Genomic DNA, 15,008 nt, shown 5'->3' on the forward strand with positions numbered 1-15,008 from the left:
GTATTCTGCGTAACACAGTGTCGATGGTTTGAGACGCATGCGCAGGTGGTAATGCAGTTCGCGGGGCGCGCCGTGGCGTCGCAGTTCCACGGCATGGTTGCTTCGGCGAGATTGGGCAATACGCGACGGGCGCTTGTGGATGTATGTGTCTTAGCCCTCTGCTTCTAGGTCGGATGGCCGGGCGCGCTGCCTCCCATACGCGTTTCAAGCAGTTTCAGTAGTGCGCGCAGGGCTGCGCTGTTGTGCCGGCGCTGCGTGTACGCTGCGTAGAGCCAGATGTCACGGGGCATGAATTCCTTGAGCACTGGGACCAGGCCGCCGCGTTCTGTGTACGGCTGCGCCAGCAACGCCGGCACACACACCGCGCCGATGCCGGCCAGCGCCGCGGCGACGAGTGTGCTTGAGTCGTTTGCATCCATGCGCCCGTAGATCGGGAGGTTGTATGGGGCTCCATCGACTTCGAACGGAATGTGCGGGGTGCCCGCCGACAGGGAGTAGGTGAGCACGTCGTGCCATAGCATGTCGTCGGGCGTCTGAGGGATGCCGCGCCTGGCCCAGTAGCTGGGCGTGGCGCAGAGCGTGAGTTCCACTCGTTGGAGGCGACGCACGATCAGGTTCTCGTCGCCAATGCGACCGAATCTCAAGGCAATGTCGACACCTTCCTCCACGAGATCGACCACGCGATTGCCGATCTGCAGGTCGATATGCACATCTGGGTAGAGCGTGAGGAACTCGCTCAGCAGGCTCGGGAAGTCGGTTTGCACGAGCCCGTGAAGCCCCGCGACGCGCAAACGACCGCTTGGGTGTGAGCCATGCGCCTGCAATTCACTCTGGGTCGACTCGACCATCTCCATCAGCGGCGCGCTGCGAAGCTGGAGCAGTCTTCCAGCATCGGTGAGTGTCACCGACCGCGTTGAGCGATTCATGAGTCGTACGTTGAAGCGCGCCTCAAGCGTCGCGACATGCTTGCTCGCGCTGGCCTTGGAGATTCCCAGCTTGCTTGCTGCGCGCGAGAAGCTGCCGACGTTGGCGACCTCCAAAAAGGTCTTCAGAAGATTAAGCCCGTCCATCAAGCATCCCGGCCCGCTCGAATTTGCGCTGCGGATTTTCCGATTGCCTCATGTTTCGCTCGAGAAATGCTCAGGCGTGCGCTACTGCACGGCATTCACGCGGAGGTCATCGGGTTCCCAGCCACCTCCCAGCGCCATGAATACGGCGACTTGATCCTCTGCCAACAGGGCAGCGGACGTTGCCAGGGCGGCTTCGCTGGCTGCCAGGGTGCGCTCCGCATCCAATGCTTCAAGCTGAGCGGTCTTTCCGTTGACATAGAGGGTGTGCGCCTGCCGGGCGGCGATGGCGCTTTGATCTCGCGCGGCCGAGAGCGCCGCATGACGTTCCAGCTCGTGTGCGTAGACATCGAGCGCCGTTTCCGCCTCGCGCAGCGCTGTCAGGACGGTCCCGTCGAAGCGGGCAGCGGCAACCCGGGTGGCCGCCTCGGCCTGCGCGATGCGAGCGCGGGCAACCCCGGTGTGGGGTAGCGTCCAGTTGATCAGCGGGCCCAGGCTGTAGCCGAGCGTTTCCCGGTTTCCGAAGCTTGCCAAGAAGCCCGCCGAGCTGGCCGACAGGCCCAGCGACACCTTTGGGTAGAGGTCGGCTGTTGCGACGCCGATGCGGGCGGTGGCGACGGCCAGGCTGCGTTCGGCCTGGCGAACGTCGGGCCGCCGGCGCAAAAGGGCCGCGCCGTCTCCGACCGGAAGCAGCCCCGCCAAGCGCGGCGGCTGCTCGCACGTGGCCACTGCTGCGGGGAAGTCGCGAGGTGCTGCGCCGGTCAGTGTTGCCAGCCGGTACAACGCACCTTGGCGTTGAGCCCGAAGCGGCGGTAGCGCGGCACGCAGCTGTTCCAGCTGCCCTTGTGCACGTGCCATGTCGATTTCCCCCACCTTGCCCGCTTGTTGAAGCCGCTTGGAGAGTCGGGTCGCCTCTTCCTGCAGACGAATTGACTCCTGCGCTGTGCGCAAGCGATAGCCGCTTGAACATGCCTGTGCATAGGCATGCGCCACGCCGGCGGCGACGTTCACACGTACAAGGTCCAGCGCCGCCTGCGCGGCCCCGGTGCCGGCCTCTGCCGCTTCGATGGCGCGGCGCAGCTGACCGAACAGGTCCAGTTGATACGACAAGGAAATACCCGCGCTGTATGTGCCGCGGCTGGGCGGTTCGTGGTCGCGCTGCAGGAGGCTCAAGCCCGACACGTGCCCGAAGCCGGGGCCACCGCTGGCTGCCACCGTCGGCCTCTCTTGTCCACGCACCTCTGCCGCCAGCGCCTGGTCGCGTTCCAGGTTGGCCACGGCCTGCCGCAGATCGGTGTTGTGTTCCAGCGCCTGCGTGACCAACGCGTCCAACTGCCGGTCGTCGTAGAGCCTCCACCAGTGCGGCGGCAAAGTCGTGTCCGCCGCATCGCCGCCGGCAGATCGGAAGGTGCCCGCGGAGGGGGATTGCGCGAGAGACAGGGGGGCGGGAGGCACGTAGTCCGGTCCCACGGGCGGGTGGGCACAACCGGCGAGCAGTGCGCCTGCCGCCGCGGCGGTGATCAGGAGTCGGTACATTGAGGTCATCCCCGGTTTTCCGAAGTGGGGGTCGTGACAGCCGTGGGCCGAGCGGTCTCGAGAATTTGGACGGTGACCGTCTGGCCTGCGACCAGACGGGTGCCAGACGACGTCTGGTCGAGCTTCACGCGCACGGGCACGCGCTGTGCAAGCCGCACCCAGTTGAACGTGGGATTGACGCTGGGAAGCAGGTCGGCGCCGGTGCTGCGGTCACGGTCAGCGATCCCGGCCGCGATGCTTTCGACGGTGCCCTCGAGCGCCGGGCCACCCATGGGCGTGACTCGCACGCGGTCGCCCTGATGAATCCGAGCCAGCTTGTTTTCCTCGAAATAGCCTTCGACATAGATGGAACCCGCGTCAACCAACGCCATCACGGGGTGGCCGGCGCTCGCATAGGCGCCCTGTCGCAGGTCGAGGTTGGTGACCAGCCCCGCGGTGGGTGCGCGCACCTGGGTGCGCTCCAGGTTCAACGTCGAGGTATTCAACGCGACCTGCGCCTGTCGCAATGCCGCTTCGGCAGCTTGAAGTGCGGCTTTGGCCTGGTCCACCTTCAGGCGCGACTGCTCGCGAGCTTCCAGCGAGATCAAATCGCCCAGGTCGGAATTGCGCTGGCTCTCGCGCTGCGCCTGAGCGAGTGTGATGCGCTGGTTGCTGATCGCGATGCGCTGCGTCGCGACGACGGCCTGGGCCTGCTCTTGCGCCAGCTCGAAGCGGGCCTTGTCCACCGAGAACAGCAAGGCGCCAGCGGCAACGAACTGGTTGTCGTGCACCGACACATTCGCGACCATGCCGGACACGTCAGGTGCGACTTGCACGACATTGGCCCGCACGCGTCCGTTGCGTGTCCACGGGGCGAGTTCATAGTGGTCCCATAGGTGCCAGCCCGCCCAGCCGGCTGCGGCCACCATCAGCATGGTGACCAACAGACGAACGACGGGACGGGCAAGACGGGAAGTCCAGGTGGGCAAGGGGAGGGCGTCAGATTTCATGGGTTGAAGCGGTCCGGATTTCAGGACGAGATGGCGATAGCGCCGGTGAGACAAGCCAAGGCGCCGAGCACCAGGACGTATAGCGCAAGGTCAAACAGGGCGGGGTGCCAGATCCATTGGTAGGCACCGACGATGGCCAGCAGGCGGCGCGTTGCCCAGGAGCACGGCAGCGCGCCGGCTGTCAGCACCAAAAGCCAGGGCAACTGCACGCCCAAAAAAATGACTTCGATCATGGTTGGAGCGCGGGGGGAGCGGTTGGAAAGAGGTTGCGCCGAAGGCCCACAAGTGCCGCAACGGCAGGCCGCTCGGCGCCCGCCTTCAGGGCGTCGAGCAACAGCCGGTCGATATGCGGCAGCAGCGGCGCACGACGTGGTGGCGCTCCTGCCATCTGGGCGCGAAAGACGAGCGCCAATTCCCTGAAGAGGCGGCTGACGGGTTCTTCCGGAAGGCGCCCGCGATGGCGCTGCAGCGCGGCGATGTCTGCCCCCATGCGCAGTTCGCGCAGCGCGCGGTGTGCTGCGAACTGGACCGCTTCGGGACCGTCAGGTGCGACGCGCGGCGCCAACAGCGCGATCCTGTCGAGCATGCGTGAGGCAAAGGCATCTTGGGCGGATGCGTCCTGCGGATGGCCGGCCAGATCGGCGAGGTCGTGCCATGTCGCGCGGCGTATCCGCTGGGCGCTCCAGTCGCGCCCCACGCTGCGCATGAGCGCGGTGACGCGGGCCGCGATCACCGCACCCGTGAACAAGGCCAGGTTGGAACTGATGAAGCTCACCCAATCTGCGGTGGCCGTGTCGTGGAGGGCGAGCGTTCCGGCGACGCCGAAGAACATGCCAAGGGCCGACAGGGAACTGGTCGGTCGTGCCATGTAGCACCCGACCACCAAGAACACAGGCGCGATGCACAGCACCAGCATGCCAAAGTCATGTGCCAGCGGCATGACCCCCAGGACATAAAAAGCCGACACGGGCAACGACCACGACAGCGCCGTGATGAACTTGTGCATGGCAGGCACCGGATCGTCCAGGGTGGCGAAGAAGCTGCAAAACACGGCAGCGCCCATGGCCATGGCGGATCCCGAGGGCCAGCCTGTCGCAATCCAGAGGGCGCACGAGAGGCAGGTGCCCAACACCGCAGTGAAAGCTGACCGCAGCGCAAGCCCTCTGTCCTGGTGAAGCACCCTGCGACCCAGAGCCGCGGTGCGCCGCAAGGCCATCGGGTTCCCGGCAATGCCCGCGTCGATATCGCTGCGCAACATGGTGCAGGCCTCCCAGTGCGCGACCAGGTCCTCCAGGCGGGTGGCCAGATCAATCCGCAGCGCGCGGATCCATGGCGAAGCGGCCGGACCGTCCGCGATGGTGCGAAAGGCAACGCGCGCTCTCTCCACTTCCGCGTCCGTCGCGCTAGGGGCCAGCCAGCCTGCATGCTGCGCGAAGGTCGAGCCGATGTCATCCGGCACACCGCCTGTGGCGGTGCACAGCGCTTGCAGGCAATCCTCCACCGCCGAGAGCTCCGGGGTGAGGGCGGCCACACGGTCTTGCAGGGCGTCGATGGCGCCCCCGGTCCAGCGCAGATCGGTGTCAAAGGGCACATGCGTGGAGAGCAGACGCAGTTGTGTGATGTCCAGTGCCAGCCGCTGGCGGTCCGCCGCAATTCGAGCGCCCTTTGCCTCGGTCGGTGTCCCGCACAGCAGATCGGTGAGCCATTGCCGCGCATCGCCAAGTGCGCGATCCATCACGCCAAGCAGGGACGGACCCAGGCCGGCAGGAAGCGCGATGCTGTGGACCAAGCTGGCACACAGGATGCCCAGCCCGATTTCAGTGACCCGTGCGACGGCCGTGTCGAACATCGCCGCGGGCGCTTCTACCAGAGGGAAGCCGATCAAAGCGGCTGAGTAGCCAGCCAGCATGAAGACGTAAGAACGCGCGCTGCGGTCCAGCAGCGACACATAGAGGCACAGTCCCACCCACAGCGCCAAGGCCAGCGACAGGAGCTCCGGGGACCCGGACAGCGAGGGGACAAGCGCCACGGTCGCTGCGCACCCCAGCAAGGTGCCCACAAAGCGGTAGAGCGCCTTGGAGCGCACATGGCTGGCCAGAGGGTGGGCCACGATGTAGGCGGTCATCATGGCCCAGAAGGGCCGGGGCAGCCCGAAGCGGCTCGACAGGTAAAGCGCAAGCAGGGCGGCGACGAAGCTCTTGAGAGAAAAGAGCAACTCCTGCCGAGAGAAACGGGGCAGTGCGATCATGCGGCGCCCCGAGAAATCGCACGCGCACGCATCCATGCGAAACGCGAGCGCAAACCGCCGACAGTGATGCTGGCAAAATCGTGAAGCCATGGATGAGCGGGGCCGGTCAGCTGTGCCGGTTCCCGCGTCGGAATCGTTGGACGCAGCAGCGTGCCGAAGCGCGGCGAGATCGGTTCCGGGAGGGCGGCGCCCGCGATGCTGCACGACCGGCGCAGCGCGCCCATCAGCACCAGGCGAAGAATGAATGGTGGCTGGGCTGAAACCGTCTCAATCTTATTGCGAATCATTTTCATGCGACGATGCTAGTGATCGGCACACGCGCCGAGAATTGCAAAGTCGGACGAATGACTTCTCTTTTCGGTCATCGCTGAGAAGGCGTGGCCCGGCAACGACGAGGAGCCTGCGTCAACGCGGATGTCGTGACTCGGTGTGAGGCCTGAAGTGGGCCTTGCCCGTCGGCATGTCCGAGGGACAGGCGCTGCAGCGTGGCGGCGGTGCCTTCGGTTCAGCAGCGGGAAGAGTGGTCCATCTGCGCCCCTGGCCGATCTCAACCGCTTTGAACAGAGCACCCATTCCAATGCACGAACTAGCCCGGTGGCGGGAGCAGCACCCACTTTCTCAACATGCGAAGCGCAGAATTCGGTGAGCCAGGTCTGGACTACGAACCGTCAGTGCCCGTGATGGCACTGCGCGTCGATGTGGCGGCGCGCGAGCGAGAGATCCCTGTGCACGAGCACCGGTCCGGCCAGCTCGTGATCGCGCTGCGCGGTGCCGTCTCCTGCGAGGTGCCCGGTGCCCTATGGATGGTCCCACCCCAGGCGGGCGTGTGGATTCCCGGCGGTACGCCGCACAGCAACCGAGGAACGGCGAACGCGCAGATCTTCTACCTCTTCGTGGAACCCGGCGCTGCCCCCTTGCCGGATCGTTGCTGCACCTTGCGCATCAGCCCAATGCTCAGCGAGATGATTCAGTACCTCGCAGGATTGCCGCCCGTCTATGAAGCAAATGGGCCGACCGATCGACTGGCGCAGGTGCTGCTCGACCAACTGTGCACGATGCCCAGGGAAGAAATGTTCCTGCCGATGCCTGAGGACGCAAGGCTCAGAAAGATCTCAACGGCGATGATGCGCGATCCCTCCGATCGCAGGACCCAGACGAACTGGGCAAGCGAACTGGGCATGAGCGATCGAACGTTGAATCGACTGTGCACCTCGCTGACGGGCCTGAGCTTTGGCCGCTGGCGGCGCCAGCTGCAGATGATCGTGGCGCTTCGCGAGCTGTCCGGTGGCGCGACCGTCCAGCAAGTCGCCTATGACCTGGGCTATGAGTCGCCCTCCGCCTTCAACACGATGTTCAAGAAGGCTTTTGGAAAGCCACCCGCCACCTACATCAACGACCGTTTTCGGGTCGGTGGATGACACGCGGTTTCATGTCAGCGCGTCGCCGCACACCGGCGGCCATCCCATCGACACACTCACCTGTAGGCTCGGGCGTGGGTCACCCCACCGTCCACCACCAGGGTAGCGCCCATCACGTAGTCACCTGCACGCGACGCCAGGAAGATCGCCGCGCCTGCGATGTCCTCTGAAGTGCCGATGCGTCTGGCGGGTATGTGTTCCGACAGTTCGTCGCCGCGGTCGCGCGCGTTGCGGTTCATCTCGGAGGGAAACGCGCCAGGTGCAATGGCGCTGACCGCGATGTTGTCCTGCGCCAGGCGCAGTGCCATGCGCCGGGTCAGGTGGATCAAGCCCGCCTTGCTGGCGACGTAGGAGTAGTTCTCCTGAGGGTTGAGCGCGATGCCATCCGTGGAGGCGATGTTGATGATCTTCCCCACACGCTCCTTGGCCGCGGCGCGCAGCGGTTCGGACAGCGCCTTGGTCAAGAAGAAGGGTGTCTTCATGTTGAGATCGACCACCTTGTCCCAGCCGCTTTCGGGGAACGCATCGAAGTCTTCTCCCCAGGCAGCGCCGGCGTTGTTGACCAGGATGTCCAAGGTGGTCTCATGCTGCGCGTAGGCAGCGGCCAGGGCCCGGCAGCCGGCGATGGTGGAGACGTCGTAGGGCAGGGAGACGCAATGGCCGTGCTTCGACAGTTCCGAAGCCGCCAGATCGCATGCCGCGGCCTTGCGCGCGCTGATGTAGACGCGTGCGCCTTGCGCCAGAAATCCCTCGGCGATCATGCGGCCAATCCCCCGCGAGCCACCCGTGACGAGTGCGGTGCGGCCTTGCAGCGAAAAAAGATCGCGCGTCAGCATCGCGATGCCTCAGCCGTGGTGTTCTTGCGCATGTGAAATATCTCCTGTCTGACTTTTGGGCGCCAATGACGTGCGGGCCTTGATGAAAATGACACGGGATTTCTGGCAGCGCGCAGGCGGCCCGTGCTCCCTGGCTGGCCCATCGGCGTCGTCCCAAGGTTCGTGACCACAGGCCCTCTGCGCCGCTGTCTGCAGAACTGCCGATCGGCAGTTCGGTGAGATCAGCCTACCTCGAGAAGGGCTCGCCTCACGTAGGCGGTGCCATCGAACAGCCGCCGAGCGGTTCGGGTGAAATGCACTTCCCGGACCGTCCACTCGTCGTCGGCAGTGCGAGCCACGTTCGCAAAAATTCCGATCACCCCGCTCGGGTGACCGATGCGGATGCGCGTCGGGCCGGCATGACTGCCTCGTGCCTCAGCCGGAATCGTCCCTGCGATCTGTGCTGCCACGGAAAGGCAGACCGAGCCACCGCCTGGAAAAGCCTTGTGCATCGCGCCGCCATTGAGGACCATGCGCGCCACGAAGTCGATCTCCGATGACTTGACGATTCGATCGCCGCCGATGGTTCGGTAGTCTTGCGCTTCGCCGATGAGGATCTGATAGGGCGTGAGGGTTCCCGACGCTGGCAGGTTGCAACGATCGGCGGCCCAGCGCCTGACTTCCTCGGCGATTTCGTAGATGTCGGAACTGAGTTGGCCGGGAAGCTCCGTGCCGGTGACGCCCAGGTCCGCCGCGCGGATGAACACACACGCCGTGCCCACATCGACGATCGAGACGGGTATCTCGCGACCGAGTTTCGAGACGTAGACCGAATCACGTGCCTGCCCGGTGGGCAGCAACCTGCCCGTGGTGGCGCCGCTGGTGCCGGAGTAGTCCAACGCGACCTCGGCGCCCTTGGCGGGCACCCCATCGACTTCGGTGTCGCCTTCCACGCGCGGCTCGCCGTGCGCACATTGCACCACCATGCGCAGAATCCTGCCGGTGTTGGTGTTGTGCACGCGCACCGTGGTGGCGGGCTCCTGCACGGGAATCAAGCGCTCCTGCAGCGCGTAGACGCCGGTGGCCGATGAAATGTTGCCGCAGACGATCTCGAAGCTCACGCTGGGCTGATCGATCCCGATCTGCACAAAGGTGTAGTCGATGTCTGCGTCAGGCCGTGACGGCGGCCCGATGATTGCGCATTTGCTCGTGAGGATGTCGGCGCCCCCAAGCCCGTCGATCTGGCGCACATCGGGGCTCCCAAACAGCGCCAGCAGGAATCGCTGCCGCGCTTGCGGATCGGAGGGCACGTCACGCTGTGCGAGAAAAACAGCCTTGCTTGTGCCGCCGCGCATCAAGGTGACCGGAACGCTGATTTGTTCTTTCATTCATTCAGTATGCGCGTGCGCACGGCGCGCGTCCTTGCAGTTCGGCTGCTCTGGCTTTAGCAGAACTACACGCTTTGCACGCTTTAGGAAGGCTAAAGAATGCGCAGCACAAATCCAATGACGGGGCGGCCCTGGGTCACCACACTTCCTGTTGCCGTGGCCATCGCCACCGGAACAGGAGACACCTTTGAAGATCATCAAGCGCACGGATTCCCACATCCGTGACACCCCCGGCGGCATGGTGCTTGTGGCCACACAGGCAGGCGGTCAGCCCCCCCAGTTTCCGCCGATCGAATTCGTTCACCACGACCAGCCGATCGAGGAGATCGAGCTCGGCCCGACCGGGTCCCTCTACAGCTTCACGGTGGTCCATCCCGGCAAGGACAAGCCCGCCTACGCACTGGCAATGGTCGACTTCGAGTCGGGCGTGCGCGCCTTCGGCCGGCTCTTGTTCGATGGAAGCCCGCCTGCGATCGAAAGCCGCGTGCGGGTGGTGCCCTTCGCATTGCCGGACGGCACACCCGATTACGCCTTCCAGGAGCAATGAGATGAAGCAACCAATGATCACCGGCGTGGGCATCACCGACTTCGGCCGCTTTCCGGAGCTCACCGAAGAGGCCATGGTCCAGTCCGCCATTCTTGACGCCCTGGAAGATGCCGGCACGCGGCTTTCCGAGGTACAGGCGTTCTACTGCGGCAACGCGCTCGGGACCATGTTGCCGGGGCAGCGGGCTCTGCGTGAACTGCATGCGCACGGGGGCGCTGTCTACAACGTGGACAACGCCTGCTCCAGCGGCGCGACCGCACTGAATCTCGCATTGCAGGCGCTCAAGGTCGGTCAGTACGACACGGTGCTGGTGTTCGGAATGGACCATCTGAGCGGTCTGGGCGGCGGGCCGTTGCAGCTGAGCCAACAAGACTGGAACAACAGGCGGGGGATGATCATGCCCGCCTTGTACGCCATGCGCGCGCGGCGCTACATGCACGACCGCGGGCTCAAGCTCGAGACGCTTGCGGACATCTCCGTGAAGAACCGAAAGCACGGTGTTCTCAATCCCATCGCCAAGTTTGCAAAGCTGGCGACCCGCGAGGAGATTCTTGCATCGCGCCCGGTGGCCGAGCCGCTCACGCTGCTGCAGTGCTGTCCCGCCGTGGTCGATGGCGCAGCGGCCCTCGTGCTCAGCACCAAACCTTCTCAAGGCGTTGCAAAGCCGGTCCAGGTCCTGGCGTCCGTGGTGCAGTCCGGCTTGTTCGAAACCACGCCCGTCGACATGACGGAGGCCGAGATCACGGCGCGTGCGGCCAGGCTGGCCTATGAGCAGGCCGGCGTGGGACCGCAGGACCTCAGTCTGCTGGAAGTGCACGACGCCTTCACCATCTCCGAATTGCTCTACTACGAAGCGCTGGGGCTTTGCGATCGCGGCGATGCGGCGCAGTTGCTGCGCAGCGGTGCGACGGCCCTGGGCGGGCGGGTGCCGGTCAATCCGAGTGGCGGCCTTCTCGCCAAGGGACATCCGCCCGGCGCGACCGGCGTCGCCCAGATCGTGGAGGTCTGCGAGCAGCTGCAAGGCCGCGCGGGAGCCCGGCAAGTGCAGGGGGCGCGCATCGGCCTCACGCAGGTGACTGGCGGCGGTATCTGGGGCGTGGATCACGCCGCCTGCGCCATCCATATTCTTTCGCTCTGATCGGGTCGACATGAACCAGACAAATCCAACCGCGCCTGCCTCGTTGCAAGGCCTCGTCGCCGTCGTGACCGGAGGGGCGAAGGGCATCGGCCTTGGCATCGCCCGCGAGCTTGCGCAGGGCGGCTGCCGCATCGCGCTGTGGGACTTCGACGACGAAGCCCTGCAAACGGCCCAGCGCAGCCTTGCGACCGAGGGAGCCGACGTGAAGACCTTCAAGGTTGACGTGAGCTCTGTGGCGCAGGTGGAGTCGACCGTGGCCCAACTGCTGGCGTCCCATGCACGCATCGACATCCTGGTCAACAACGCCGGCATTGGTGGAGACAAGCTTGTTTCCAAGATGGACCTGGCGTTCTGGAGTCGCGTGATCGAGGTCAACCTCCATTCGCAATTCATTTGTTCCAAGGCGGTCCTGGCCCAGATGGCGGAAAACCGGTTCGGACGCATCATCAATATCGGTTCTCGTGCCTGGCTGGGCAATCGCGGCCAGGCGGCCTATTCCGCTTCCAAAGGCGCCGTGGTGAGCCTGACCCGCTCGCTGGCGCTGGAATATGCGCGCAAGGGCATCACGGTGAATGCCATCGCCCCGGGCATCGTCGAGACGCCGCTGTTTGAAACGCTCACCGAAGAGGTCAGGCAGGGTCTTCACAAGACCGTGCCGATGGAGCGCATCGGCCAGCCGGAAGACATCGGTCGTGCCGTTCGATTCTTCGCGGAGCCAGGCTCCAGCTACGTCACGGGGCAGCTGCTGTACGTCTGCGGCGGACGCAGTCTCAGCAGTCCGTCGGTGTAACGACCGATGCGAATCCAAGAAGAACATCCAACGAGATCGAAGGTCGCATGCTCGCAAATGCATTGAGCGGATTGAAGGTGATCGACTTCACCCAGGTCATGGCGGGCCCCACGTGCACGCTGTGCATGGCCGACCTCGGGGCTGACGTCGTGAAGGTGGAAGCCCCCACAGGCGATCTGTCGCGAGCGCTGTCGCCCTGGGTTCATGGCGAGGGCGTTCCTTTCCTGGCGCTCAATCGCAACAAGCGCAGCATCGTGCTCGATCTGAAGCAGCCGACCCACCGGCAAGCGGCGCTGCAGCTGGTCGCGCAGGCGGACGTGCTGGTGGAGAGCTTCCGCCCGGGCGTGATGGAACGCCTGGGGCTCGATTACGCCACAGTGGCTGCGGCCAATCCGCGGCTGATCTATTGCTCCGTCTCCGCGTACGGTCAGCACGGGGCCGCCAAGGACCTGCCCGGGGTGGACGGCGTGCTGCAAGCCGTCAGCGGCCTCATGAGTGTCACCGGCGCGCCCGGCGGCGAGCCGTGCAAGGTGCCGGTGCCCGTGGTCGATCTTGCCACGGGGTCGTTCGCGGCCATCTCGATCCTGGCTGCCCTCACGCAGCGGCAACGCACGGGGCTGGGCCAGCATGTGGAAGCAAGCATGTTCGCCAGCGCCATCGCGCTGCAGCATGTGAGTTTCGCGTCCTATTTCGCAGACGGCCATGCGCCCGGTCCGCAGGGAAACGCCGCGCCGTATTCGACGCCGAACGAGGCCTTGCGTTGCGCCGACGGGTGGATCATGGTGGCGGCCTATCACCCCGCGCGATGGCAGGCCTTGTGTGCCGCCATCGGTGCGCCTGAACTCGCATCGGACCCGCGTTTTGCCGAGAACAAGGATCGGTTGCAGCACCGCGAGGCGCTGTTGCGCCTGCTCGAAGCACGCATGCTTGCGCATCCCCGTGCCTTCTGGCTCGAGCAGTTCGCGGCCGTGGACATCATCTGCGGGCCGATCAACAACTATGCCGAGGTCGCGCGGTCCGCGCCCTTCGTCGACGCGGCGCTCACAGAGACCTTGCAGCACCCGGTCGCAGGTGCATTGACGCTGCCACGCAGCGTGATGGGTGCGGTTGGCGAGCGGCCCCAGGCGCGACGAGCGCCTCCCACACTCGGACAGCACACCCGCGAGGTGTTGGTCGAACTGGGCATGCCGCCGGAAAACATCGAGGCGGTCATCGCCGCCGACTCTCCTTCGAACTGAGACAAACCCATGCCCATCGTCAAGACAGTCCAGGATGGCGTCGCCATCGTCACCCTGAATCGGCCCGAAGCCATGAATTCCATCGACCCGGAATCCAACGAGCAGTTGCTCGCGATCTGGGACGAGGTCTCCAGCGACGAGGGCATCCGCGTCCTCGTGCTGACGGGCGCGGGCGAGCGCGCGTTCTGCACAGGTGCAGATCTCAAGAAAACGATGCCGCCTGCCGACAGCGCAGCCCGGCAGGTCTTTCGCGCCGGTACCCGGCATTCCAATTTCGGCACGCTGCAGACCGACAAGCCTGTCATCGCCGCGATCAATGGCTATGCCCTCGGCGGCGGACTGGAACTGGCCTTGCTTGCGGACATCCGCATCTGTTCCGACAACGCGCAGTTCGGGTTGCCGGAAGTGCGCGTCGGCAGCATCCCAGGCGCCGGGGGCACGCAACGCCTGATTCGCGCGGTGGGCCAGTCGGACGCGATGTGGATGCTGCTGACGGGCGAACGCATCGATGCCAACGAAGCGTTGCGGATCGGACTGGTCAGCAAGGTGGTCTCCCTTCCCGCGCTGCAGGAAACCGCGATCAGCCTGGCACGCACAATGGCCGCCAATGCGCCATTGGCGATGACCGCGGCCAAGCGACTGGCGATGACCGGACGGGAGCTGCCGCTTGCAGGTGGACTGGAACTGGAGCGCCAGGCTTTTGGCGTGCTCAGGGACAGCGAGGACCGACTGGAGGGGCGCCGTGCGTTTGCCGACAAGCGCGCCCCGGTCTTCCGGGGGCGCTGACTCACACAGGCGCAAGCGTCGTGGGTCGCTGCGCGCTCGAATCCCCGATTGGCCTCGTGCCGACGCCGCAGCAAGCGACGTGACCTCGCTGAATTTTCCTGGAGCAGCCCTTGAACAAACCGAGTACCGCCTGGCCCTGCAGCCTCGCCCTCATCGTTGCCGTGTCCTTCGGCACGCCCTCGGCCATCGCGCAGCCGGCCAGCCGCCCGCCCGCAAGGATTCTGGTGGGCTTCTCGCCTGGCGGGACACTCGATGTCGTCACACGGGCGCTTGCGGATCAACTGCATGAGCCGCTCCATCGCACGGTCGTGGTGGAGAACAAACCCGGCGCCGGCGGAAAGATCGCGATCGATGCGCTGCGTGCCGCCCCGGCCGACGGAAGCGTGGCCATGCTGTGCCCTGACTTCCTGCAATCGATCTATCCGTTCGTCTTCAACAAGCTCAACTACGCTGCGCAGCGGGATATCCTGCCGGCGTCGACGGTGGTCGAGTTTCCGATGGCGCTGGCTGTACCCGTGTCCTCACCCGTCAAGACCTTTGCCGAATATGCCCAATGGGTGCGCGCCCATCCCGAGCATGCCAACTTCGGCCATGCCGCATCGGGAGGCCCAACCCATTTCCTGGGATTGCAGATCGCCAAGGTCATCGGGACACCGCTGCAGGACGTGCCGTTTCAGGGTGCAGCCCCGATGATCGTGAACCTGGTCGGTGGCAATGTCGCCGCGGGAAGTTCGACGGTCGGAGACTTCGCGCAGCACCACAACGCCGGCAAGCTTCGCGTGCTGGCAGTCACCTCTGCGCAGCGCTCACCGCTCCTGCCTGACGTCCCGACGTTCGGCGAGCTCGGCCGAAAGGAGCTCACCGCGGTGGGCGTACTGGCCATATGCCTGCCTCCTGGAACGCCTGCCGTTGTCGTCTCCGAATGGAGCACTGCGATCCGAAAAGCCGTTGCAACCGAGCAGTTCGCGCGCAAGATCCGCACGCTCGGCTTTGTGGAGGCGGGAAGCTCGCCGGCCGAGGCTCGAGCCAGGTTCGGCGAAATGCGTGC

General features: G+C 65.3%; 15 protein-coding genes. 7 read left to right on the forward strand and 8 right to left on the reverse strand.

Going from position 1 to position 15,008, the window contains the following annotated elements; translation table 11 throughout:
- Positions 1–164: 164 nt before the first annotated feature.
- From EJO66_RS31500 to EJO66_RS31525, 6 genes are all read right to left on the reverse strand, one after another.
- Entirely contained in the window at positions 165–1,070 is a 906-nt protein-coding gene (locus EJO66_RS31500) for a LysR family transcriptional regulator (RefSeq protein WP_125967152.1), read from the reverse strand.
- An 81-nt stretch (positions 1,071–1,151) separates the two neighbouring features.
- Positions 1,152–2,603, reverse strand: a complete 1,452-nt coding sequence (locus EJO66_RS31505; protein WP_420856712.1) for an efflux transporter outer membrane subunit — start codon at positions 2,601–2,603, stop codon at positions 1,152–1,154.
- A gap of 5 nt (positions 2,604–2,608) precedes the next feature.
- Positions 2,609–3,592, reverse strand: a complete 984-nt coding sequence (locus EJO66_RS31510; RefSeq protein ID WP_125967154.1) for an HlyD family secretion protein — start codon at positions 3,590–3,592, stop codon at positions 2,609–2,611.
- 20 nt (positions 3,593–3,612) lie between these two features.
- Entirely contained in the window at positions 3,613–3,825 is a 213-nt protein-coding gene (locus EJO66_RS31515) for a DUF1656 domain-containing protein (RefSeq protein WP_124961915.1), read from the reverse strand.
- The gene (locus tag EJO66_RS31520; protein WP_125967155.1) at positions 3,822–5,840 is read right to left on the reverse strand and encodes an FUSC family protein; all 2,019 of its coding nucleotides are present in this window, start codon (positions 5,838–5,840) and stop codon (positions 3,822–3,824) included. The genes EJO66_RS31515 and EJO66_RS31520 overlap by 4 nt, the downstream gene beginning before the upstream one ends.
- The gene (locus EJO66_RS31525) at positions 5,837–6,133 is read right to left on the reverse strand and encodes a hypothetical protein (RefSeq protein ID WP_124961913.1); all 297 of its coding nucleotides are present in this window, start codon (positions 6,131–6,133) and stop codon (positions 5,837–5,839) included. The genes EJO66_RS31520 and EJO66_RS31525 overlap by 4 nt, the downstream gene beginning before the upstream one ends.
- Before the next feature lie 387 nt (positions 6,134–6,520).
- Between EJO66_RS31525 and EJO66_RS31530 the strand changes: the two genes are divergently transcribed.
- On the forward strand, positions 6,521–7,258 hold the full coding sequence (locus tag EJO66_RS31530) for an AraC family transcriptional regulator (protein ID WP_240648932.1): 738 nt from the start codon (positions 6,521–6,523) through the stop codon (positions 7,256–7,258).
- A gap of 56 nt (positions 7,259–7,314) precedes the next feature.
- Here the strand turns inward: EJO66_RS31530 and EJO66_RS31535 are convergent, their stop codons facing one another.
- Positions 7,315–8,094 carry an SDR family oxidoreductase gene (locus EJO66_RS31535; RefSeq protein ID WP_124961911.1) on the reverse strand — a complete coding sequence of 260 codons (780 nt, stop codon included), beginning with the start codon at positions 8,092–8,094 and terminating at the stop codon, positions 7,315–7,317.
- A 221-nt stretch (positions 8,095–8,315) separates the two neighbouring features.
- Complete coding sequence (locus EJO66_RS31540) at positions 8,316–9,461, reverse strand: PrpF domain-containing protein (RefSeq protein ID WP_125967157.1); 1,146 nt, start codon at positions 9,459–9,461, stop codon at positions 8,316–8,318.
- A gap of 187 nt (positions 9,462–9,648) precedes the next feature.
- On the opposite strand from EJO66_RS31540, the gene EJO66_RS31545 reads away from it, so the two are divergent.
- The 6 genes from EJO66_RS31545 to EJO66_RS31570 all read left to right on the forward strand — a co-directional run.
- Positions 9,649–10,008, forward strand: a complete 360-nt coding sequence (locus EJO66_RS31545; protein ID WP_124961909.1) for a Zn-ribbon domain-containing OB-fold protein — start codon at positions 9,649–9,651, stop codon at positions 10,006–10,008.
- A gap of 1 nt (position 10,009) precedes the next feature.
- Positions 10,010–11,146 carry a thiolase family protein gene (locus EJO66_RS31550; protein ID WP_124961908.1) on the forward strand — a complete coding sequence of 379 codons (1,137 nt, stop codon included), beginning with the start codon at positions 10,010–10,012 and terminating at the stop codon, positions 11,144–11,146.
- Positions 11,147–11,156: 10 nt separating this feature from the next.
- Positions 11,157–11,936, forward strand: a complete 780-nt coding sequence (locus EJO66_RS31555; RefSeq protein ID WP_125967158.1) for an SDR family NAD(P)-dependent oxidoreductase — start codon at positions 11,157–11,159, stop codon at positions 11,934–11,936.
- A gap of 71 nt (positions 11,937–12,007) precedes the next feature.
- Positions 12,008–13,174: a CaiB/BaiF CoA transferase family protein gene (locus tag EJO66_RS31560; protein ID WP_276312036.1), complete on the forward strand. Its 1,167-nt coding sequence runs from the start codon at positions 12,008–12,010 to the stop codon at positions 13,172–13,174.
- Between the two features lie 9 nt (positions 13,175–13,183).
- Entirely contained in the window at positions 13,184–13,960 is a 777-nt protein-coding gene (locus EJO66_RS31565; RefSeq protein ID WP_124961905.1) for an enoyl-CoA hydratase/isomerase family protein, read from the forward strand.
- Between the two features lie 110 nt (positions 13,961–14,070).
- The coding region (locus tag EJO66_RS31570; protein WP_125967159.1) for a Bug family tripartite tricarboxylate transporter substrate binding protein at positions 14,071–15,008 on the forward strand (938 nt) is incomplete at its 3' end.

The sequence above is a fragment of the Variovorax beijingensis genome (assembly GCF_003951285.1).
GTDB lineage: Bacteria > Pseudomonadota > Gammaproteobacteria > Burkholderiales > Burkholderiaceae_C > Variovorax > Variovorax beijingensis.

Bases quoted from the DNA above. Each gene is read 5' to 3' on its own strand.
- EJO66_RS31500 (WP_125967152.1), bottom strand. From the start codon at position 1,070: ATGGACGGGCTTAATCTTCTGAAGACCTTTTTGGAGGTCGCCAACGTC.
- EJO66_RS31505 (WP_420856712.1), bottom strand. From the start codon at position 2,603: ATGTACCGACTCCTGATCACCGCCGCGGCGGCAGGCGCACTGCTCGCC.
- EJO66_RS31510 (WP_125967154.1), bottom strand. From the start codon at position 3,592: ATGAAATCTGACGCCCTCCCCTTGCCCACCTGGACTTCCCGTCTTGCC.
- EJO66_RS31515 (WP_124961915.1), bottom strand. From the start codon at position 3,825: ATGATCGAAGTCATTTTTTTGGGCGTGCAGTTGCCCTGGCTTTTGGTG.
- EJO66_RS31520 (WP_125967155.1), bottom strand. From the start codon at position 5,840: ATGATCGCACTGCCCCGTTTCTCTCGGCAGGAGTTGCTCTTTTCTCTC.
- EJO66_RS31525 (WP_124961913.1), bottom strand. From the start codon at position 6,133: ATGAAAATGATTCGCAATAAGATTGAGACGGTTTCAGCCCAGCCACCA.
- EJO66_RS31530 (WP_240648932.1), top strand. From the start codon at position 6,521: ATGGCACTGCGCGTCGATGTGGCGGCGCGCGAGCGAGAGATCCCTGTG.
- EJO66_RS31535 (WP_124961911.1), bottom strand. From the start codon at position 8,094: ATGCTGACGCGCGATCTTTTTTCGCTGCAAGGCCGCACCGCACTCGTC.
- EJO66_RS31540 (WP_125967157.1), bottom strand. From the start codon at position 9,461: ATGAAAGAACAAATCAGCGTTCCGGTCACCTTGATGCGCGGCGGCACA.
- EJO66_RS31550 (WP_124961908.1), top strand. From the start codon at position 10,010: ATGAAGCAACCAATGATCACCGGCGTGGGCATCACCGACTTCGGCCGC.
- EJO66_RS31555 (WP_125967158.1), top strand. From the start codon at position 11,157: ATGAACCAGACAAATCCAACCGCGCCTGCCTCGTTGCAAGGCCTCGTC.
- EJO66_RS31565 (WP_124961905.1), top strand. From the start codon at position 13,184: ATGCCCATCGTCAAGACAGTCCAGGATGGCGTCGCCATCGTCACCCTG.